Annotated in this window: 20 protein-coding genes; 15 read left to right on the forward strand and 5 right to left on the reverse strand. The window is 62.3% G+C overall.

What is annotated here, in order from left to right; all coding sequences use genetic code 11:
* Positions 1-30: 30 nt before the first annotated feature.
* From VMA09_02015 to VMA09_02030, 4 genes are all read right to left on the reverse strand, one after another.
* The gene (locus VMA09_02015; protein ID HUA32353.1) at positions 31-912 is read right to left on the reverse strand and encodes a TIGR03619 family F420-dependent LLM class oxidoreductase; all 882 of its coding nucleotides are present in this window, start codon (positions 910-912) and stop codon (positions 31-33) included.
* A 16-nt stretch (positions 913-928) separates the two neighbouring features.
* Positions 929-1747, reverse strand: a complete 819-nt coding sequence (locus tag VMA09_02020) for a hypothetical protein (protein ID HUA32354.1) — start codon at positions 1745-1747, stop codon at positions 929-931.
* A gap of 21 nt (positions 1748-1768) precedes the next feature.
* On the reverse strand, positions 1769-1975 hold the full coding sequence (locus VMA09_02025; protein ID HUA32355.1) for a hypothetical protein: 207 nt from the start codon (positions 1973-1975) through the stop codon (positions 1769-1771).
* A gap of 63 nt (positions 1976-2038) precedes the next feature.
* Entirely contained in the window at positions 2039-2986 is a 948-nt protein-coding gene (locus tag VMA09_02030; protein ID HUA32356.1) for a hypothetical protein, read from the reverse strand.
* Between the two features lie 126 nt (positions 2987-3112).
* Between VMA09_02030 and hemE the strand changes: the two genes are divergently transcribed.
* From hemE to dinB, 4 genes are read left to right on the forward strand one after another with little or no spacing between them, the layout of a single operon-like run.
* The gene (gene hemE / locus VMA09_02035; protein ID HUA32357.1) at positions 3113-5077 is read left to right on the forward strand and encodes a uroporphyrinogen decarboxylase; all 1965 of its coding nucleotides are present in this window, start codon (positions 3113-3115) and stop codon (positions 5075-5077) included.
* 3 nt (positions 5078-5080) lie between these two features.
* Positions 5081-5998, forward strand: a complete 918-nt coding sequence (gene hemH, locus VMA09_02040) for a ferrochelatase (GenBank protein HUA32358.1) — start codon at positions 5081-5083, stop codon at positions 5996-5998.
* A gap of 6 nt (positions 5999-6004) precedes the next feature.
* Positions 6005-7462: a protoporphyrinogen oxidase gene (gene hemG, locus VMA09_02045; GenBank protein HUA32359.1), complete on the forward strand. Its 1458-nt coding sequence runs from the start codon at positions 6005-6007 to the stop codon at positions 7460-7462.
* The gene (dinB, locus tag VMA09_02050) at positions 7459-8682 is read left to right on the forward strand and encodes a DNA polymerase IV (GenBank protein HUA32360.1); all 1224 of its coding nucleotides are present in this window, start codon (positions 7459-7461) and stop codon (positions 8680-8682) included. Before hemG ends, dinB begins: the two co-directional genes overlap by 4 nt.
* A gap of 655 nt (positions 8683-9337) precedes the next feature.
* Here dinB and VMA09_02055 read toward each other — a convergent pair.
* Positions 9338-9508 (reverse strand): hypothetical protein, encoded by a 171-nt coding sequence (locus VMA09_02055; protein ID HUA32361.1) that lies wholly within the window; start codon positions 9506-9508, stop codon positions 9338-9340.
* Positions 9509-9743: 235 nt separating this feature from the next.
* Between VMA09_02055 and leuC the strand changes: the two genes are divergently transcribed.
* The 11 genes from leuC to VMA09_02110 all read left to right on the forward strand — a co-directional run bounded on the left by leuC (position 9744) and on the right by VMA09_02110 (position 19538).
* The gene (gene leuC, locus VMA09_02060; GenBank protein ID HUA32362.1) at positions 9744-11147 is read left to right on the forward strand and encodes a 3-isopropylmalate dehydratase large subunit; all 1404 of its coding nucleotides are present in this window, start codon (positions 9744-9746) and stop codon (positions 11145-11147) included.
* A 209-nt stretch (positions 11148-11356) separates the two neighbouring features.
* Positions 11357-11962 (forward strand): 3-isopropylmalate dehydratase small subunit, encoded by a 606-nt coding sequence (gene leuD / locus VMA09_02065; protein ID HUA32363.1) that lies wholly within the window; start codon positions 11357-11359, stop codon positions 11960-11962.
* 4 nt (positions 11963-11966) lie between these two features.
* Positions 11967-12179 carry a hypothetical protein gene (locus VMA09_02070; GenBank protein ID HUA32364.1) on the forward strand — a complete coding sequence of 71 codons (213 nt, stop codon included), beginning with the start codon at positions 11967-11969 and terminating at the stop codon, positions 12177-12179.
* A 100-nt stretch (positions 12180-12279) separates the two neighbouring features.
* Positions 12280-13278, forward strand: a complete 999-nt coding sequence (locus tag VMA09_02075; protein HUA32365.1) for an RluA family pseudouridine synthase — start codon at positions 12280-12282, stop codon at positions 13276-13278.
* 278 nt (positions 13279-13556) lie between these two features.
* Positions 13557-14987 (forward strand): transcription termination factor Rho, encoded by a 1431-nt coding sequence (rho, locus tag VMA09_02080; GenBank protein HUA32366.1) that lies wholly within the window; start codon positions 13557-13559, stop codon positions 14985-14987.
* 83 nt (positions 14988-15070) lie between these two features.
* The gene (gene rpsB / locus VMA09_02085; protein HUA32367.1) at positions 15071-15844 is read left to right on the forward strand and encodes a 30S ribosomal protein S2; all 774 of its coding nucleotides are present in this window, start codon (positions 15071-15073) and stop codon (positions 15842-15844) included.
* 114 nt (positions 15845-15958) lie between these two features.
* On the forward strand, positions 15959-16576 hold the full coding sequence (tsf, locus tag VMA09_02090; GenBank protein HUA32368.1) for a translation elongation factor Ts: 618 nt from the start codon (positions 15959-15961) through the stop codon (positions 16574-16576).
* A gap of 42 nt (positions 16577-16618) precedes the next feature.
* On the forward strand, positions 16619-17374 hold the full coding sequence (gene pyrH / locus VMA09_02095; protein HUA32369.1) for a UMP kinase: 756 nt from the start codon (positions 16619-16621) through the stop codon (positions 17372-17374).
* A complete protein-coding gene (gene frr, locus VMA09_02100; protein ID HUA32370.1) occupies positions 17371-17928 on the forward strand; it encodes a ribosome recycling factor in 558 nt (185 codons plus the stop codon). Before pyrH ends, frr begins: the two co-directional genes overlap by 4 nt.
* Positions 17929-17977: 49 nt before the next feature.
* Positions 17978-18763 (forward strand): isoprenyl transferase, encoded by a 786-nt coding sequence (locus tag VMA09_02105; protein HUA32371.1) that lies wholly within the window; start codon positions 17978-17980, stop codon positions 18761-18763.
* Positions 18750-19538 carry a phosphatidate cytidylyltransferase gene (locus tag VMA09_02110; protein HUA32372.1) on the forward strand — a complete coding sequence of 263 codons (789 nt, stop codon included), beginning with the start codon at positions 18750-18752 and terminating at the stop codon, positions 19536-19538. Before VMA09_02105 ends, VMA09_02110 begins: the two co-directional genes overlap by 14 nt.
* Positions 19539-19595 lie beyond the last annotated feature (57 nt).

The following is a 19595-nucleotide window of genomic DNA, read 5'->3' on the forward strand; positions in this document are numbered from 1 at the left end:
GGAGAGGGATCAAAAAACTGATCCGAATCTTTACAGTTTCGACGCCGGGACGATCCACTTCTCGGCGATGCGCTCGACCCAGTCAGCGGTCTCGGATTCATTCTCGGGCGGATTCGTCACGATCACGATCTCATCGACACCCGCGTCGCGGTAGCGCTTCAGATCGTCGATCGTCACGCGCTTGCGGAACGGACTCACCGCGATTTCGACTTCCTTGGAATCGCGGCCCTTCTCGCGCATCAGCGAATGCAGCTTCTGGATCTTCTCGCGCGCTTCATCGGGATCCAGGTTGAACGCATGCCATCCCGTGCCGTGCTCCGCGACGCGCCGCATCGCGGGCGCGCTCTCGCCACCGAACCACACCTGGAGCCGCCCGCCCTGCGCGGGCTTTGGATACGAGCGCGCGCGCTCAAGGTTCACGAACTCGCCGTGGAATGTCGTGACGTCCTCGCTCCACAGCTTGCGCATCACCTTCAGATATTCGACCGTGCGGTGCGCGCGCCGCTCGAACGGAATTCCCAGCGCGGCGAATTCTTCCGCTGACCATCCGATACCGACGCCGAAGATGAAACGCCCGCCGCAGAGCTTGTCGAGCGTCGCGATCTCTTTGGCCAGCACGATCGGATTGTGCTCCGGCAGAAGGCAGATTCCCGTCGCGAGGCGGATACGATTCGTAATCGCTCCCGCATAAGTCAACGTGATAAACGGGTCGAGCCAGTCCGAGCCGCCCGGCACGCCGAAATCGCCGCTCTCCGAGTACGGATACTTCGAATCGACGTGATCGAAGAGCACCACATGCTCTCCCACCCACAGCGTCGAAAATCCCGTGCGCTCCGCCGTCTCGGCGATCCTCCGCACCGTCAGCGGCCGCGCGCCGACGCCGATACCCATCGCGAAAAGTCCGATCTTCATGGCGCTACTCTGCCCCTCAGCTCGCCGGTTTCACAAACTTGAGCATGAAGCGATCGGTCTGCCCGCGCTTCTTGAAGACGATCCAGGTGCGATCGTCTTCCGGATGCCTGAGCGCGCTCGATGCGGCGGCAAGCTTGAATCCCGCCTTTTCGATCTGCTGAATCTCGAAATTCTCGTCGATACGATGCAGGGTCGCCGCGTCGCGATCGCCAGAACCGTTGGCCGCGCTGTGATCGACGACGCAATAGAAACCGCCGGGCTTGAGCGCCTTAAACACCTGCGCGTTCACGTTGTCAGGCGACAGATGATGCCCGACCAGGTCGTGATAGTTCTCATGAATGATAACCGCGTCGAGCGATCCCGGCGGCACGGGCAGCATGTCGCTCGCGTTGAACGGCTTGCTAACCGCAACGACGTTGCTCATCGCGGGCTCCTTCATGCGCGCATCGTAGGCCGCCTTCACTTTCGCGAACTGCGGTGGAAAAGGTCCGTTCTGCGAATAGACCTTTCCGGTGGGACCGACGACGCGCGAGAGCAGCTCGGTCGTATATCCGCCGCCAGCGAAAATATCCGCCACCTGCATCCCCGGCTTGATGCCGAAGAAGGTCAGAATCTGCGCCGGCTGGCGGCCCGCATCGAGCGCGCGATCAGCGGCGGGACGACCGGGAGAATTGACCGCGTCGCTGACATACTTGGGAATCTGATTCGCAGGCACCGGAGCCGTTTCAGCCACCCCGCCCGGCGGCGAATTCTGCGCCCGCGCCGCAGCCGACATCCACAGTAGAGCAAAGACACCAACGCAAATCGGAACCAGGCGCTGGAAAGATCGAGGCATCATGTTTTTCCCTTTCTCGTTCTAAGTTACTGTCCACCCGAAAGCGAAGATAACCACAAAGAAACAAAGGCCACCTAGCGCGTAATGCCAGATCACATTCGAATAGGCGAACCCGGGCGGCGGCGCCTTTTCCTGGAGCACGTATTTCCATTGGCCGAACCGCACTGCCGTGAGGATCACCGGCGACGCGAGCTCCTCGACCATCGGCATCTGCTGAGCCGCCGCCATCGGGACCGCATCTGCCAGTTCCCGCGCTGCTGTACGCGCGCCGCGCTGATTGCCCTCCATCATCTATGAGGCCGACAGGAAATCGATGTTGTGCGGATAGTACATCAATGCGTAGTCGTTCTTGTCGCCGCGCTCGCGCATGTATGCGCGATCGACGCGGATCGCATGCACGTTCGCCCTGGCCGCATCGTTGTAGCGCCCGACGCGAAAATAGATGTGTGACGGCATGTGCACGAGATGGCCGGCACCCCGCGCGAGTTTCGGCAGCCGCTGCGCCTCGGGCAGCGCGCGCCCGGGATTCTTCGACGCCTCAACGGCGTGGATATAGTAATGATTCGCGCCCGTGTGATTCGGATGCTTTGCAATCGTCGCCTCGAGCGTCGCGACGATTTCCTCGGTGCCCCCGACCGGCTGGCCGTCGCTGGTCCACAACGCCCACGGATGCAGGTCCATGAGCGACTCAGCGAACATCGTGTTGGCATCGGCGTCGTCAGGATAGCGATGCGCGAGCTGCCGCATCGCGTCGGCATATGCCCTTGCATGCGCGTCATCGACGAGCCCGTCCGCGGGGTAGCGTTTGGCGAGTGCGTCGATAAAGCCGCGCTCGGCTTGGGTCGCACTCGATTCGAGCGATTGCGCTTTGGCGATCGCGGCGAATGCCATCTTGCCGTGCCCGGCGTCGGCAGGCGCGTTGTAATTCGGCCCGAGCGCCAGCGCGATTCCCCTATATGCCATCGCGAGATTCGGATCGCGCCGCGCAGCTTCACGGAACGAGCCCAGCGCCTCGGGCCGGTTGAATGCATATATGAATGAGATGCCTTGGTCGAAAACCCGCTGCGCGTAAAGCGCATCGGTGCTGACTTTGTGATGGATATCGCCGAGACCGTCGAACAGCGGCTCTTGCTCGCTGACCGGGCCCATGAAGTCGTCCGGCGCGGCGCTCTCGGCCAGCGCAGCCGAAGCGCCCAGCACCACGAGCATGCAGATGAAGATCAGGACTCGGAGTTTCATCGCGCCGCACTCCAACGCGAGAGTCGTACCACGCCGGCACCAGCCAGCAAAGTTAGTTTCTGACGGCATGGACTTGCCGCTCGGCATCGGTGCAAGATGACTTTTGCGGCGCGCTGCCGCGTCATCATGGAGTCTAGCACCGAGCCAAATTCTCCCCAGACCGCAGGCGGTCTCGCGGGCCTTCGCGTCGTCGCGTTCGAGAGCCGGATGGCGGCCGAGGTCGCCACGCTGATCGCGCGCCGCGGCGGCGAGGCGATCATCGCGCCTGCAATGCGCGAGGTTCCGCTCGAAGACAATCAGGCCGCGCTGGATTTCGCCGAGCGCCTGCTCAGCGGCGCCTTCGATGCTGTCATATTCCTCACCGGCGTCGGCACGCGCGCACTTTTCACGGTGATTGAGACGCGGCATCGGCGCGAGCTGATCATCGACGCACTCAAGCACATCGCCACCGTCGCGCGCGGACCCAAGCCAGTGCAGGCGTTGCGCGAGCTCGGTGTCGAACCGGCGATCGTCGTACCGGAGCCCAACACCTGGCGCGAGTTGCTGACGATGGTCGCGTCCAAGCTCAGCCTCAAGGGCAAGCGCATCGCGATCCAGGAATACGGCGTGTCGAATCGCGAGCTGATCGTCGGACTCGAAGCGCGCGGCGCCGCGGTCACGATCGTTCCGGTCTATCGATGGGCGCTGCCCACTGACCGCGGGCCGCTGATCGATGCGCTCGGCAGAATCGCCCGCGGCGAAGCAGACGTCGCGATCTTTACCAGCTCCAACCAGGTCACCAACGTGCTGCAAGTTGCCGATGCCGAAGGTCTCGGCGATTCGCTGCGCCGCGCTTTCACCTCGATGGCGATCGGATCGGTTGGCCCGGTGTGCAGCGAGCAACTTCGCACTCACGGTATCCAGGTCGATTTCGAGCCCGAGCATCCGAAGCTCGGGCATCTAATAAGAGAGGCCGCCACGCGTGCCGCTGCGATCGTTGCCGACAAGCGCGCGTATCGCAGCCGCGCCGAAGTGGTCGAGATCGCACGCCCGCGCCGCGAAGCTCCGAGCGCGACACGGTCGCCTCACCACGATCATCCGCTACTCAAGGCATGCCGCCGCGAGGCGACCCCTTACACTCCCATCTGGCTGATGCGCCAAGCGGGCCGCTACATGCCGGAGTATCAGCGCGTGCGCGCCCAGCACGATTTCATCGAGATGTGCCAGCGGCCCGAGATCGCAGCCGAAGTCACCGTCACCGCCGCCCGGCGGCTCGGCGTCGACGCCGCGATAATCTTTGCTGACATCCTGTTGCCGCTGATTCCGATGGGCGCGGGACTCCATTACGAGAAAGGCGACGGACCGATCATCGATCATCCGGTTCGCAATGCGGCCGATCTCGAACGCATTGCCGATGTCGACGTCGAATCGCTCGGCTACGTCGGCGAGGCGATCAAGCTGGTGAAGTCCGCGATCGGCGCGAAGACTCCGATCATCGGATTCGCCGGCGCGCCCTTCACGCTGGCGTCGTACCTGATCGAGGGCGGCTCGTCGCGCCAGTACCAGACGACGAAAACGCTGATGTACACGCAACCCGACACGTGGCATCGCCTGATGGAAACGCTCGCGCGCATCACGGCCGGCTACCTCAAGATGCAGATCGCGGCCGGCGCCGACCTCGTGCAGATTTTCGATTCATGGGTCGGCAGCCTCGGTCCGGACGACTATCGACGCTTCGTGCTGCCGCACATGACGGCAGTGATCTCGGCGATTCCGGCGAATGTCCCCGTGATTCACTTCGGCACCGTGACCGGCAACCTGCTCGAGCTGATGCGCGAGGGTGGCGGCGACGTGATCGGTCTCGACTGGCGCGTCGATCTCGCCGAAGCCTGGGCGCGCCTCGGCCACGGCGTCGCGGTGCAGGGCAATCTCGATCCGATCGCGCTCTTCGCCGACATCGCCGAGATCAAAAAACGCGCGCGCGCGATCCTCGATCAGGCCGGCGGCCGCCCCGGTCATATCTTCAATCTCGGTCACGGTATCCTGCCCGACACGCCCGTCGATCACGTGATCGCGCTCGTGGACATGGTCCACGAGATGAGCCGGAGATAAGCGATGGCCGCGGGCGGCGCGATCGATTCCGTGCTGCTGGTGGGATTTGGCGGTCCGACGCGCGCCGACGAAGTGCGCCCGTTTCTCGACAACGTCCTGCGCGGGCGGCCCGTCCCGCGCGAGCGCTACGAAGAGGTAGTGCGCCATTACGATTTGTTAGGCGGCAGGTCGCCGTACAACGATCTCACGATACGACAGGCTGACGCGCTCCGTGCGGCGCTCGCTGGAACACCGATCCGGATCGAAGTCGGAATGCGCAACTGGACGCCGTATATAGATGACGCGATGCGCACTCTCGCCGAAGTTGGCGCGCGCCGCACGCTCGCGTTCATCCTCGCCGCCCATCGCAGCGAAGCGAGTTGGGAGCGTTATCAGGCGAGCGTGCGCGACGCGCAGGCAAAGCTCGATGGCCGCGCGTCACAGATCGTTCATCCCGCGCCTTGGCACGCGCATCCAAAGTTCATCAGTGCAGTCGCGTCGCGGGTCGGCGAAGCGCTCGCACGATTCGACGGTGCTGAGCGCGAGAGCATGCGACTCATCTTCACCGCACACAGCATCCCACTCGCGATGGCGAATGCGAGCGGCTACGTCGATCAACTGATGCAGTCGTCGCGCCTCGTTGCGGATTCGCTCGGAATTACGAACTGGCAACTCGCGTATCAGAGCCGCAGCGGCAGTCCGCGCGAACCGTGGCTGGAGCCCGACGTGCGCGACGCGATCAGAAACCTCGACTCGCGCGCCGCGATCGTGACGCCGATCGGCTTTCTCTGCGACCATGTCGAAGTGCTTTACGATCTCGATATCGAGGCGGCCGCGGTCGCGCGCGAATGCGGCGTCAGGATGGAACGTGCGGCGACAGTCGGCGACCATCCGGATTTTATCGCGATGATGGCGGCGATCATTCGCGAGCACCTCACCTGATTCGCAATGGAGGCGGCGGCCACGAGTTCACCGATCAAAGCACGACGCGTCGCGGTAATCGGCGCAGGCATCACGGGCCTTGCCGCCGGATATCGCCTGCGCGAGCTGGCCGCGGCGCGCGAGGTGCCGCTCGAAGTGACGCTGGTGGAGCGCTCGCAGCGTGTCGGTGGACCGCTTGAATCGATTCGCCGCGATGGCTTTGTAATCGAAACCGGCGCCGACTCGTTTCTCTCCGAGAAGCCCGAAGCGCGCGCGCTGGCGCAGCGCCTTGGAATTGACTCCGAGTTAATCCCGACGCGCGAGGAGTTTCGCCGCACATTGATCGTCCGCAATGGGCGATTGGTCGAGATCCCGGAAGGATTCTCGCTGATGGCGCCGACACGGCTCGGCCCCGTCCTGCGCAGCGAGCTCTTCTCGCCGCTGGGCAAGATGCGTATCGCGCTCGAGCCTTTGATTCCCGCGCGCCGCGCCGATGGCGAAGAATCGCTGGCGTCGTTTGTGCGGCGCAGGCTCGGCAACGAAGTGCTCGATCGCGTCGCGCAGGCGCTCGCAGGCGGAATCTACACCGCCGATCCCGAGCAGCTCAGCCTCAGCGCGACGATGCCGCGCTTTATCGAAATGGAGCGGCGCTACGGCAGCGTTTACAAGGGCCTGCGTGCGGCAGAACGGGCGCGCACCTCGATGTCGAAGGGCACGAGCGGCGCGCGCTGGAACCTGTTTCTGAGTTTTCGCAGCGGCGTCGGTATCCTGCCCGAGACACTCGCGGCAAAGCTCGGCGGATGTATCCGCACTGGTACCGAAGTGCGTTCGATCGCTCGCGAGGGCGACTTCTGGCGCGTGACTTTCATCGATGGAACTTCCGAAGATGCCGACGCTGTGATCTGCACGGTGCCAGCCCACGCGGCTTCGCCGATTCTATCGGCTTCGCTAGAGCCACTCGCGCGGGTGCTCGGCGAAATCAGCTATGCGTCGGCAGCAGTCGTCAACCTCGTCTACCGTGAGACGAATTTTCCTACACATCCGCGAAGCTTTGGCTTCGTCGTACCGATTGCCGAGCATCGGCGGATAATCGCGGGCAGCTTCTCGAATCTGAAGTACGAAAATCGCGCGCCCGAGGGGTTCATCAGCGCGCGCGCGTTTATCGGCGGGGTTTTGCAGACCGACATGATGCGGCTCTCCGATGATGAAATGATCGCAGCGGCGCGCGACGAGTTCCGCGCGCTGCTCAAGGTCGAGGCGGAGCCGCAATTTGCATCTGTCCGCCGATGGCCGCTCGCGATGCCGCAATATGTCGTCGGTCATCTGGCGCGCGTCGCCGAGATCGAGCGCCTCGCAGAGGGCGTTCCGGCTTTTGCGCTCGCAGGCGCAGCCTATCGCGGCGTCGGAATTCCGGATTGTATCCGCAGCGGCGAGCAAGCCGCGGAAAAAATCCTGGCGCATCTGGCGCCCGCGCAAGTCGCATGAACGCGCCGTGGCCGCGCGTGATTGCGCACGCCGACATGGACGCCTTCTACGCGTCGGTCGAGATTCTGGATAATCCGAGTCTCAAGGGACTGCCGGTCATCGTCGGCGGGCGCAGCGCGCGCGGCGTCGTCACTTCAGCCTCGTACGAGGCGCGCAAGTTCGGCGTGCGCTCTGCGATGCCGGCGGCGCAGGCGCATAAACTTTGCCCCGACGGAATTTTCCTGCCGGGCCGGATGCATCGCTACGTCGAGCTGTCGCACCAAATTAAACACATCTTCGAAAGCTTCAGCCCGGTTGTCGAACCGCTCTCGCTCGACGAGGCCTTTATCGATCTCACCGGCACCGAGCGCCTGCTAGGAACGGCGCAGCACGTCGCATCGGAATTGAGGCGCCGCGTGCTCGATGCGACTGGGCTCGTCGTGTCGGTCGGCGTCTCCTGCACCAAGATGGTCGCGAAGATTCTGAGCGACATGTCGAAGCCCGACGGCTTGCTGATATTGGGCCCGGACCATCTGACGGAGTTCCTGTGGCCGCTACCTGTTGAGCGGCTGTGGGGCGTGGGACGCGTGACGCTGGAGCGGCTGAACCGTCACGATATCCGCACGGTTGGCGATCTCGCGCATCGCGATGTCGGCGAACTGCGCAGCCTCTTCGGCTCGCTCGGACCGCATCTTCATGGCCTCGCCAACGCACACGATTCGCGCACCGTCGTCGCGGACTGGCAGCGCAAATCCTACGGCGAGGAAAACACCTTCGAGCGCGACTATGCGCTCGACTCCGACGAGCTGAAGCGCGTGCTGATTGCGCATGGCGACGCGATCGCGCGGCGGCTGCGTGCCGACGAAGTTCGCGCGCGAACGGTGACGCTCAAGTTGAAGCTCGCGCGCCCGCTCGGCGGCGGCCGATTTCCGCTCGTTACCCGCAGCTTTACGCTCGACGCGCCGACCGACGACGGCCCGGAGATCACGCGCGTCGCGACGTTTCTGCTATCGCGCGTGAAGGTGAAAGAACGCGCGCGTCTCGCCGGCGTGCAGGTGCATAATCTGGAACGCTCTGCTGCAGGCCAGCTGGGCCTGTTCGAAAAACGCGTCGAGTCGGACACGAAGCACCAGCGGTTAAACCGCGCGCTCGATTCGGTAATGAAAAAATTTGGCGACGAAGCAATCAGCCGCGGCTTAGCACGCGCCGACCGCATCGCACCGACGCATCGGATTAAGTAGAGCCCGCGGTCCCGAGTCATATCGGCTGGGCAACTACAAACACGGTCATTCCGAGCGCTTTGCAACGGACGTTCTTGCGATAACTTGACTAATTCGGGTTCGACCCGCGGGGGAGATAGCTCTGGGTGCATGCGAATCCGGCCAGGAAATGATTCTTTCCATAAATCCACGCCGTTACGGTGCAGCGGGCGCCGGGACACAGGGGAGTTGCAAGGCGCGAATAATAGATATGCGGCGAACCTGCGCAGCAATAGCTGGTAAGCGCGTATCTGCACGCAACTCCCGCGGCGCGCGGGCTCGCCGCACGGGGTGCGGGCGGACGGCATCGCGGCAGCATCGCATTGCATTCGGCAAAGCACTGCATATCGGAATCAGTCGGCGCGCAATTGCAGCAATCTTGAACCCGTTCGAGGAAACCAGAATCTTCAGTGGAGGACATCGACCGCCACGCCAGATCGTTCACGTCATTGGCGCTAGCTGAGGGCGTCAGCGCCGAGAAGGTACCAACGACCATCACCAATGCGATGATCGCAATTTTGCTCCGGCGACGCATTCTCTGATCCTCCCCATTTACTACTAACAGTAGCGCCGTTCGCTGACATACGAACCGCGTCCACAACTCTTCGCAACGCATCAGCGGCGTCGTTTACTTCCTTCAAATCACGTCGTTGCACGTTCTCAGAAAGCCGCATCTCAGGCACCAGTACTTGCAGTGGCCCATCGGCTTCATCGGGGCGTTGCATGCGTCGCATCGCTCGACGTTAGTTGTGAGATCGCCTGATGCCACTGAATCGTCGAGGTCCCGGGGAATCTCATTCGCTGCCATCACATCACCTCCACATCCACGGTCTCGAATAATAGCGCAGCAGTCAGAAATCACCACAAAGGCACGAAGGCACTAAGAATACTTTCTCGAAGCGGCGCCCTTCGCCGCTTCGCTTTATGCCTTTGTGCCTTGGTGATGATCCTTTTCTTTTCCGATTCCGCGGTTTGATCGATCCCCACGATGTCGCATAATTAGTCCTTCCGACGATCTTCCGACGACTGAGGTATCTCACGCGATGGCGCCGCAGACGCTTTTCGAGAAAATCTGGAACGAGCACGTGGTCATGGAGAATCCGGGCCAGCCCGCGCTCCTCTATATCGACCTTCACCTGGTGCACGAGGTCACTTCGCCGCAGGCGTTCGAGAGCCTGCGCAACACCGGCCGCAAGATTCGTGTGCCGAGCCGCACTTACTCGACGCTCGATCACAATATCCCGACCGTCGATCAGATGAAGCCGATCGCCGACGCCGACTCCGCGCTGCAGGTTGAAATGATGCGGCGTAACGCGCGCGAGTTCGGAATCCCGCTCTTCGATCTCGGCGCCGAGGGCAACGGAATCGTGCACGTCATCGGTCCCGAGCTCGGACTCACGCAGCCCGGGATGACGATCGTGTGCGGCGACAGCCATACCGCGACGCATGGCGCGTTCGGCGCGCTCGCCTTCGGAATCGGCACCAGCGAAGTCGAGCACGTGCTCGCGACGCAGTGCCTGTGGCAGGCGCGGCCGAAAACCTTCGAGATTCGCGTCGAAGGCACGCGCAGCAAAGGCGTCACGGCGAAGGACATCATCCTGGGGATCATCGGCAAGATTCGCACCGACGGCGCGACCGGCTATGTCGTCGAATATCGCGGCCCAGCGATCGAAGCGCTCTCGATGGAAGAGCGAATGACGGTCTGCAACATGTCGATCGAAGCCGGCGCGCGCGCGGGCATGGTCGCCGCCGACAGCAAGACGGTCGATTTTCTGCGCGGCCGGCGCTATCTGCCGAGCGGCAAGGCTTTCGACGATCTGGCGAAGAAGTGGCTCACATTCCGCACCGACGAGGGCGCGAAGTTCGATCGCACGATCACGATCGATGCGGCCGCGCTCGCACCGCAGGTCACCTGGGGCACCACGCCTGGGATGGTCACGGAAGTCACGGGGAGCGTGCCGAATCCCGGCGCATTCGGCGACGAGGCCGATCGTAAGGCGGCGGCCAACGCGCTCGAATACATGGGGCTCGAGGCCGGCACCAAGATCGAGGACATCAAGATCGATCGCGTGTTTATCGGATCGTGCACCAACTCGCGCGTTGCCGATCTCGAGGCCGCGGCCAGGATCGTCAAGGGCCGCCACGTCGCGAGCAGCGTCAACGCGATGGTCGTGCCGGGCTCAGTGCTGGTGAAGCGCGAGGCGGAGAAGCTGGGCCTCGACAAGGTTTTCCGCGAGGCGGGATTCGATTGGCGCGAGCCGGGATGCTCGATGTGCCTCGGCATGAACCCCGACATCCTGAAGCCGGGCGAGCGATGCGCCAGCACGTCGAATCGCAACTTCGAGGGCCGCCAAGGCAAGGGCGGCCGTACCCATCTCGTGAGCCCCGAGATGGCGGCGGCGGCGGCGATCGCCGGGCACTTCGTCGACGTGCGCGAGTGGCATTGAAATCCCTCTCCCTGACCAGGGAGAGGGTGCCGTGCGCGATGCGCGCGGCAGGTGACGGATGCCTGGAGATCGTAAGAGTCGTTGCGGGCGTTGGACTTCGAACGTTGGACCTCTCCCTGGCCCTCTCCTAGGATTAGGATAAGGAGAGGGGGACCGGAGGCAGAAGGAGAGTGACGCGAAGCGAGGCGCGAAAGGTTAGGAGAAACTAGATGAATCCATTCAAGAATTTTACCGCACAGGTTGCGCCACTCGATCGCGCCAACGTCGATACCGATCAGATTATTCCGAAGCAGTTTCTCAAGGCTGTCGTGCGCAGCGGGCTCAAGAAGGGGCTCTTCTTCGATTGGCGGCTGAATCCCGACGGCTCCGAGAACAAGGACTTCGTGCTGAATCGCGCGCGCTATCGCGATGCGGGTGTGCTCGTCGCGCGGCAGAACTTCGGAAGCGGCAGCTCGCGCGAGCATGCGGTGTGGGCGCTCGGCGATTTCGGCATCAAGGCAGTGATCGCGCCGTCGTTCGCCGATATCTTTCACAACAACTGCTTCAAGAACGGTCTGCTGCCGATCAAGCTCAAGCCCGAGGAAGTCGATCACCTGATGAAGGCGGCAGGCGACTACGAGTCATATCGACTCACCATCGATCTCGTGAATCAGAAAGTGTCGGACGACTTCGGATGGGCGGCGCATTTCGAGATCGACCCGTTTCTGAAGAAGTGCATGCTCGAAGGCCTCGACGATATCGCGCTGACTCTCGTGCATGAGAAGGAGATCGCGGCTTACGAGGGTAAGCATCCGGTGCCGTACAAGGCGGTGTAGCGATATGCGTATCGTGAAGATCGCGACGCTCGCGATTATCGCCACGACGATGTCGGCGTGCTGGTTCTATTCACATCCCGAGGACACGACGACGGGATGCCGCAAGACCTCGTATGGCGTGCTGGTCGCATCGTCGCAAACGGAGGCCTGCCCCGATCCAGGCGCGCCGCCGGGAGTGACTGCCGCGCCGCCGACCGCGAATCCCGCCCCGCAGTGATGCAATTGTCTCCTCTCCTTACTGTCTGGTCACCTCTCCTTACAGGAGAGGGATTCGGAAAATAAGGAGAGGGATAAGAAAAGAGAATTTAAAAACGTCATTGGAGCTGCCGATCACAATCGTTGTGCCTGCCGAGCAGGATGGGATGCGGTTGGATGTTTTCATTTCGGCGCGGCTCGCGCCTGAGTATTCGCGATCGCAGGCGGCGCGGATGATCAAGGCGGGGCTCGTGATCGTCAATGGCGCGGCGCCGCGAGCTTCGAGCGCGGTGCGGGCGGGAGCGCGAATCGAGATCAATCCGCCGCCGCGCGGCACTGCGGCGGCCATTCCTACCGATGCGCCGCCAATCGATGTTCTTTTTTCCGATGAGGAAGTGATTGTCGTGAATAAGCCTGCCGGGATGACGGTGCATCCTGCGCCGGGGCATCATGACGGCACGCTCGTCGATGCGCTGCTGGCGAGGTTTCCCGATATCGCGACGATGGCTGAGCCGGACGGCGTGCTGCGGCCGGGAATTGTGCATCGGCTGGATAAGGATACCTCGGGCGTGATGGTGGTGGCGCGGACGCCGTTCGCCAAGACGGCGCTCTCGCGGCAATTCAAGGATCGCACGGTTAAGAAGACCTACTTCGCGATCGTTCGCGGCGTCGTCGCGCGCGATCGAATCACGATTGAATGTCCGATCGGACGCCATCCTGTGGAGCGCAAGCGGATGTCGGTCAGCTCGAATGCGCCGCGCGATGCGGTCAGCCACATCCTCGTGGTTGCGCGATTCCCCGCGCCGCCTCGCGATGGTCTCGGCGCGAGCCTGGTGCGAGTGCGTCCCGAGACTGGCAGGATGCATCAGATTCGCGTGCATCTCGCGTCGATCGGGCATCCATGTCTCGGCGATCCACTCTATGGCGGCCGCACGCACGACACGCGTGCCGAGTTCGCGCGGCAGGCGCTGCATGCGTTGGCGCTCGAGTTTGACCATCCGCGGACCGGGGCACGCATGGAATATATCGCACCGCTTCCGGACGACTTCGCGCAATTTCTCGGCGCACGTGGATTGCATACCGATATCGGCACGGCGCGCGGCTGGATGGCCGCGATTTAGAGAAGCCCGTTGACTTCCTATCATCGCTTGGATAGCGTTTTATTCGAGCTTCCGCACGCGGACGTGGAGACGAAGGGCCAACAGCCCATCTCGAAGCGGTCCAAAATTCCGAACTCAAGGCGTCATTTGTTCCGAATCCCGACCGCTTGGGCATCAGAAAACTAACCGGAACGTCCCTCCGGCCGGTCGCTCGGCTGCAAAAAGCGTTTTTAGCCTGCGGACAGAAGTTCGAGCCGCAGCAATTCAAAAAGTGAGATTTCAGGTTGCGGGGAAGGCATATGGCTAGAGGCAGAGGGGTAGCAAAACAACACGAGATCCGAGAGGCACCGCCGCGTGAGCCACGCGAGCCGATCGACAACGTCGCGATCGATGAGGCCTCGCCGGCGCCCGAGCCGCGCGAGCGCAGCCAGTTCAATCCGACGCTCGCTCCCCCGCCCGCTGTAATCAGCGAAGAAGGTGTTCTCAATCTGAAGGCGCTCAAGCGCGCCAAGATTGGCGACCTGGCCAGCACGGCGCGCGACTTCAACGTCGAGGGCGCCACCAACATGCGCAAGCAGGAGATGATCTTCTCGATCCTGCAGGCGCAGGCCGCCCGCAACGGCTCGATCCTCGGCGAAGGCGTGCTTGAAATCCTGCCCGACGGCTTCGGCTTCCTGCGCGCTCCCGATTACAACTATCTGCCCGGCCCCGACGACATTTACATCTCGCCGAGCCAGATTCGGAAGTTCAACCTGCGCACCGGCGATGTCGTCAGCGGTCTTATCCGTCCGCCCAAAGAAGGCGAGCGCTATTTCGCGCTGCTCAAGGTTGAATCGATCAACTACGAAGAGCCCGAGCGCGCCCGCGACAAGATCCTGTTCGATAACCTCACGCCACTCTACCCGTCCGAGCGCATCAAGCTCGAGTACGATCACGAAGATCTGACCACGCGCATCATCGACCTGGTCGCGCCCATCGGCAAAGGCCAGCGCGGACTTATCGTCGCGGCGCCGTTTACCGGCAAGACCATGATGCTGCAGGCGATCGCCAAGGCGATCGCGCATAACCATCCTGAGATCATCCTGATCGTGCTGCTCGTCGATGAGCGGCCCGAAGAAGTCACCGACATGCTGCGCTCAGTGCAGGGCGAGGTCGTTAGCTCAACCTTCGACGAGCCTGCGACGCGTCACGTGCAGGTCGCCGAGATGGTCATCGAGAAGGCGCGCCGGCTCGTCGAGCACGGCCGCGATGTCGTAATCCTGCTCGATTCGATCACGCGCCTGGCGCGCGCCTACAACACCGTCGTGCCGCCCTCGGGCAAGATTCTCTCGGGCGGTGTCGATTCCAACGCGCTGCACAAGCCGAAGAAGTTCTTCGGCGCCGCGCGAAATACCGAGGACGGCGGCAGTTTGACAATTATCGCGACGGCGCTGGTCGATACCGGCAGCCGCATGGACGAGGTCATTTTCGAAGAGTTCAAGGGCACCGGCAATCAGCAGACCGCGCTCGACCGGCGGCTGCTCGAAAAGCGTATCTTTCCGACGATCGATATCCTGCGCTCGACGACACGTAAGGAAGAGCTGCTGTTGCCGCGCACGACCCTCAATCGCGTATGGATCCTGCGCAAGCTGCTCTCGCAGCTCAACGCGGTCGAAGCGATGGAGTTCCTCATCGACAAGATGCAGGGGACCAAGACCAACGAGGAGTTCCTCGAATCGATGAACGGCTAAGCCGCGGTGCTTCAATCGCGCTGCGAGCCCTGATAGAAAGGACGGATTGCCCGCGAAGGGCTAGAAGGCAAGGACAAAATTCTATGACTGAAATCAGCATGAAGCAGCTTCTGGAGGCCGGCGTTCACTTCGGCCATCAGACCAGCCGCTGGAACCCGAAGATGAAGCCATACATCTTCGGCGCCCGCAACGGCATCTACATCATCGACCTGCAGCAAACGGTCAAGATGTTCCGCGCGACCTTCGATTTCGCGCGCGATCTTGCGGCCAAGGGCGGCACTATTCTGTTCGTCGGCACCAAGAAGCAGGCGCAGGATATCGTGCGCGAAGAAGCCGAGCGCTGCGGGATGTTCTACGTGAACAACCGATGGCTGGGCGGCATGCTGACCAACTTCCAGACCATCCGCCAGTCGATCGATCGCCTGAAGAAGCTTGAAGAGATTATGGCCGATCCTGAGATGGTCCAGGCGCTCACCAAGAAAGAGATGAGCGACAATTCGCGCGAGCACGAAAAGCTCATGAACACGCTGGCCGGCATCAAGAACATGCGCAAGCTGCCCGACGCGCTGTGGATCATCGATACCAAGAAAGAATATATCGCGGTCGCCGAAGCCAACCGGCTCGGACTTCCGGTCGCGGCCGTGGTCGATACCAACTGCGATCCCGATTTGATTGCCTATCGAATCCCCGGCAACGACGACGCGATTCGTGCGATCAAGCTGTTCACGGCTGCGGTCGCCGACGCGGTCCTCGAGGGGCGGCAGATCGCGGAGGAACGACAGAAGGGTGACCAGGATATCGCGTCTAGCTCCAACGGCGACGGTGGCGCATCACCTGATTCTCCCAGCGCGGTCTAGCGCACCCAGGACATCGAAAACCTCGCAGCGGGGATGCTCGGGCTCATCGCTCGTCGTCCCCGCTTGCAGTAACCAAGGGTCTCAAACGATACTAATTGGAACCACGGTAGATTCATGGCTAACGAAATCGACGCGAAACTGGTCAGGGACCTGCGCGAAAAAACCGGCGCAGGCGTGATGGACTGCAAGAAGGCGCTCGCTGAGACCAACGGCGATCTCGAGAAGGCCGTGGTATGGCTGCGAGAAAAAGGTGTCGCTGCGGCAGCCAAGCGCGCGGGACGGACTGCGAGCGAGGGCGCGGTCGGCGCGTATATTCATGCCGGCGGCAAGCTCGGCGTGCTCATCGAGATCAACTGCGAGAGTGACTTCGTCGCGCGTACCGAGGATTTCCAGCGCCTGGTGAAGGATCTTGCGATGCAGGTGGCCGCGGCCAATCCGCGCGTCGTGCGGCGCGAAGAGCTCGCTCCCGAATTGATCGAGCAGGAGCGGCAGATCTACGCCTCGCAGGCAGAGGGCAAGCCCGCCGCGGTCGTCTCGAAGATCGTGGACGGCAAGGTCGAAAAGTTTTTCAAGGACGTATGCCTGCTCGAGCAGGCCTGGGTGCGCGATCCCAACAAGACGATCAACGAACTCGTCGTCGAGGCCTCGGCCAAGATGGGCGAGAAGGTCGAAGTGCGGCGCTTCACGCGCTTCCAGCTCGGCGAATCGATCGAGGCGAAGCCTGCTCAGTAGTAGCAACCGATCCCGCGACCCGGGTGAGGGGGTTTAGAAATTATGGCTGATGTTGATGGCGCCCCGAATGGAAAGCCGCGCTTCAGTCGTATTCTGCTCAAGCTCTCCGGCGAAGCATTCTCGCCCAAAGACGGCAGCGGTATCGATCTCGACGTGCTCGCACGTATCGCCAGCGAAATCCGCGATGTCGCTGACCTCGGGGTGCAGATGGCGCTGGTTATCGGCGCCGGCAATTTCATCCGCGGCAGCGCGTACGAGGCGCGCGGCATGGATCGCTCGACCGCAGATCAAATGGGAATGCTCGCGATCGTGATCAACTCGCTCGCGATGCAAAACGCGCTCGAACAGGTCGGCGTGCCGACGCGAGTGCTTTCGGCCATTGAAATCCAGGCCGTCTGCGAGCCCTACATTCGTCGCCGCGCGTTGCGCCACATGGAAAAGGGACGTGTCGTGATTTGCGCGGCCGGCACCGGCAATCCGTATTTCACGACCGATACCGCGGCGAGCCTGCGCGCGATGGAACTGGGCGCCGAAGTGATCCTCAAGGCGAGCCATCATGTCGACGGCGTTTACGATCGCGATCCGATGCAGGATTCGAACGCTGTCAGGTTCGATCGCCTTACCTATCTCGACGTGCTCAAACGAAATCTCAAAGTAATGGACTCGACTGCGATCGCGATGTGCATGGACAACAAGATGCCGATCGTCGTTTTCAATTTGCTCAAACCGGGTAATATAAGAAAGGCCGTGATGGGCGAGACGATCGGAACCTGGGTGGAGAGCGGCCCACAGCCATGACCGGAGAAATAATCGAAGACGCAAAGAGAGAGATGGACAAGACGCTCGAGGCGTTCCGCCATGAGCTCACGCGAGTGCGCACCGGACGCGCCTCGACCGCGCTCATCGAGAACCTTCACGTCGATTACTACGGCGCCAAGACGCCCCTGCGCTCGCTGGCTGGACTGGCAGCGCCCGAGCCGCGCCTGCTCGTGATCACGCCTTACGACAAGGCGGCGATGCACGATATCGAAAAGGCGATCCAGACCTCCGACCTCGGGCTCACGCCGATGAACGATGGCAAGCTGATCCGCATCCCGATCCCCGAGTTGACCGAGGAGCGGCGCAAGGATCTGGTCAAGAAGATTCGCAAAGACGCCGAGGAATTCCGCGTCGGTATCCGCAACCATCGCCGCGACGCCAACGATCTGCTCAAGGAAATGAACAAGGAAAAGCAGGTCACCGACGATGAGCTGCGCACGGCCGAAGCCAAGGTGCAGCAGTTGACCACTGAGTTTATCGAACGGCTCGACAAGGTGCTCGCGGCCAAAGAGGCCGAAATCATGGAGGTCTGAGCACGGCCCTTCCATCGACCTGAAGAGCGCCGTAACCTTCGAGCCGCCAGTGGCAATTTCACTACCCTTAGAGGAATTTCCCAACCTGTCGCTTGAGCCGTCGCGTTTGCCACGTCACGTGGCGATCGTGATGGACGGCAACGGCAGATGGGCCAGACGGCGTGGACTCTCGCGTCACGAGGGCCATCGCCGCGGCAAGGATTCGGTGCGCGCCGTCGTCGAAGCGGCACGTGAGCTCGGCATCCCGTATCTCACCTTGTTCGCGTTCACGACGGAGAACTGGCATCGGCCGAGCACCGAAGTCAGCTTCTTGATGAGCCTCCTGCATCGCTACTTGCTCACTGAGACCAAGCGCCTGATGAAGCGCGATATCCGCGTCGTGGCCGTGGGCGATACCAACCGCCTGCCGCCGCGCGTGCGCGATGCGCTCAACCTCACGATCGAAACGACGCGCGAGAACCGTTCGATGACGCTCGCGATCGCGCTTTCGTATGGCGGCCGGCAGGATATCGTCGCGGCGGCGCAGCGCCTTGCGAAGGCTGCGGCTGCGGGCGAGATCGATCCGGCGAAAATCGACGAGCAGATGTTCGCCGCGTCGCTCGACACCGCTGATATTCCCGACCCTGATCTCTGGATTCGCACTTCCGGCGAGATTCGTATCTCGAACTGCTTTCTCTTTCAGCTCGCGTACACGGAACTCTACTTCACCGACACGCTGTGGCCGGATTTTCGCGAGCGCGAGCTGCTTGCCGCTCTTGCCGCCTACCAGCTTCGCGAGCGCCGCTACGGCACTATCGCGGGCACGCCTGACCAGCGCCTGCGTGCTCAAAACTAGAATCCTGACCGCGGCGATCGCGCTGCCCGTCGTGCTCGGGATGATCGAGCTGGCGCCGGATCGCGTCTTCAGCGTGTTCATTTTCGTGCTCGGCTTAATCGGGCTCTACGAAGTCGGCGCGATGACGCATGCGACGAAGTTTCGCGGCCTCGCGATCCTGTTCTTCCTGGGCTTCATCCCGATGTTCGCGTTCTCGGTCGGCGGCGATCCCGGGCTGTGGGTGCCGGCCGTGGTCTTCGTCCTGATGCTGATCCTGATCGTTCGCGTCGCGACCAGCGTCGATTCGCCAATCGTCGCCGAGCCCGGCGCGCTCACCGCAATCGGCGCGCCGTACGTCGGCGTCCTTTACCCTTACTTCGCGATGCTGCGGAATCGGATCGACGGCGCCGACTCGACGCTCCTGGTCCTGTTGCTGTGTGTGGTCAGCGACAGTGGAGCATATTTCGCCGGAAGATCGCTGGGCCGCACCAAGCTCGCGCCGCGCGTCAGCCCCAACAAAACGATCGAAGGCGCGGTCGGTGGATTCCTAGCAACTGTCGTCGCGGGTCTGCTCTTGCGGCTGGCGCTCGAACCGTCGTGGAGCGTCATCGGAACCGCATGCCTGGCGGCGGGCGTTTCTATCCTGGCACAGGTCGGCGACCTCGCAGGCTCCGCACTCAAGCGCTCCGCGGGAGTCAAGGACTCTGGATGGATTTTTCCGGGTCACGGCGGACTCATCGATCGCACATGCAGCCTAGTGTTCGCGGTGGCATTCACTTACTATTGGGTGAAGTGATTCGCGGCGTGGATGCTTGCCATATACAGACGCTGAATCCGCTCATCGGTCTCCATC

This window comes from Candidatus Binataceae bacterium (assembly GCA_035508495.1).
Taxonomy (GTDB): Bacteria; Desulfobacterota; Binatia; order Binatales; family Binataceae; genus JASHPB01.

Coding starts and splice junctions, on each gene's coding strand:
- VMA09_02015 (HUA32353.1), bottom strand. CDS start 912: ATGAAGATCGGACTTTTCGCGATGGGTATCGGCGTCGGCGCGCGGCCG.
- VMA09_02020 (HUA32354.1), bottom strand. CDS start 1,747: ATGCCTCGATCTTTCCAGCGCCTGGTTCCGATTTGCGTTGGTGTCTTT.
- VMA09_02025 (HUA32355.1), bottom strand. CDS start 1,975: ATGGCGGCGGCTCAGCAGATGCCGATGGTCGAGGAGCTCGCGTCGCCG.
- VMA09_02030 (HUA32356.1), bottom strand. CDS start 2,986: ATGAAACTCCGAGTCCTGATCTTCATCTGCATGCTCGTGGTGCTGGGC.
- hemE (HUA32357.1), top strand. CDS start 3,113: ATGGAGTCTAGCACCGAGCCAAATTCTCCCCAGACCGCAGGCGGTCTC.
- hemH (HUA32358.1), top strand. CDS start 5,081: ATGGCCGCGGGCGGCGCGATCGATTCCGTGCTGCTGGTGGGATTTGGC.
- hemG (HUA32359.1), top strand. CDS start 6,005: ATGGAGGCGGCGGCCACGAGTTCACCGATCAAAGCACGACGCGTCGCG.
- dinB (HUA32360.1), top strand. CDS start 7,459: ATGAACGCGCCGTGGCCGCGCGTGATTGCGCACGCCGACATGGACGCC.
- VMA09_02055 (HUA32361.1), bottom strand. CDS start 9,508: ATGGCAGCGAATGAGATTCCCCGGGACCTCGACGATTCAGTGGCATCA.
- leuC (HUA32362.1), top strand. CDS start 9,744: ATGGCGCCGCAGACGCTTTTCGAGAAAATCTGGAACGAGCACGTGGTC.
- leuD (HUA32363.1), top strand. CDS start 11,357: ATGAATCCATTCAAGAATTTTACCGCACAGGTTGCGCCACTCGATCGC.
- VMA09_02070 (HUA32364.1), top strand. CDS start 11,967: ATGCGTATCGTGAAGATCGCGACGCTCGCGATTATCGCCACGACGATG.
- rho (HUA32366.1), top strand. CDS start 13,557: ATGGCTAGAGGCAGAGGGGTAGCAAAACAACACGAGATCCGAGAGGCA.
- rpsB (HUA32367.1), top strand. CDS start 15,071: ATGACTGAAATCAGCATGAAGCAGCTTCTGGAGGCCGGCGTTCACTTC.
- tsf (HUA32368.1), top strand. CDS start 15,959: ATGGCTAACGAAATCGACGCGAAACTGGTCAGGGACCTGCGCGAAAAA.
- pyrH (HUA32369.1), top strand. CDS start 16,619: ATGGCTGATGTTGATGGCGCCCCGAATGGAAAGCCGCGCTTCAGTCGT.
- frr (HUA32370.1), top strand. CDS start 17,371: ATGACCGGAGAAATAATCGAAGACGCAAAGAGAGAGATGGACAAGACG.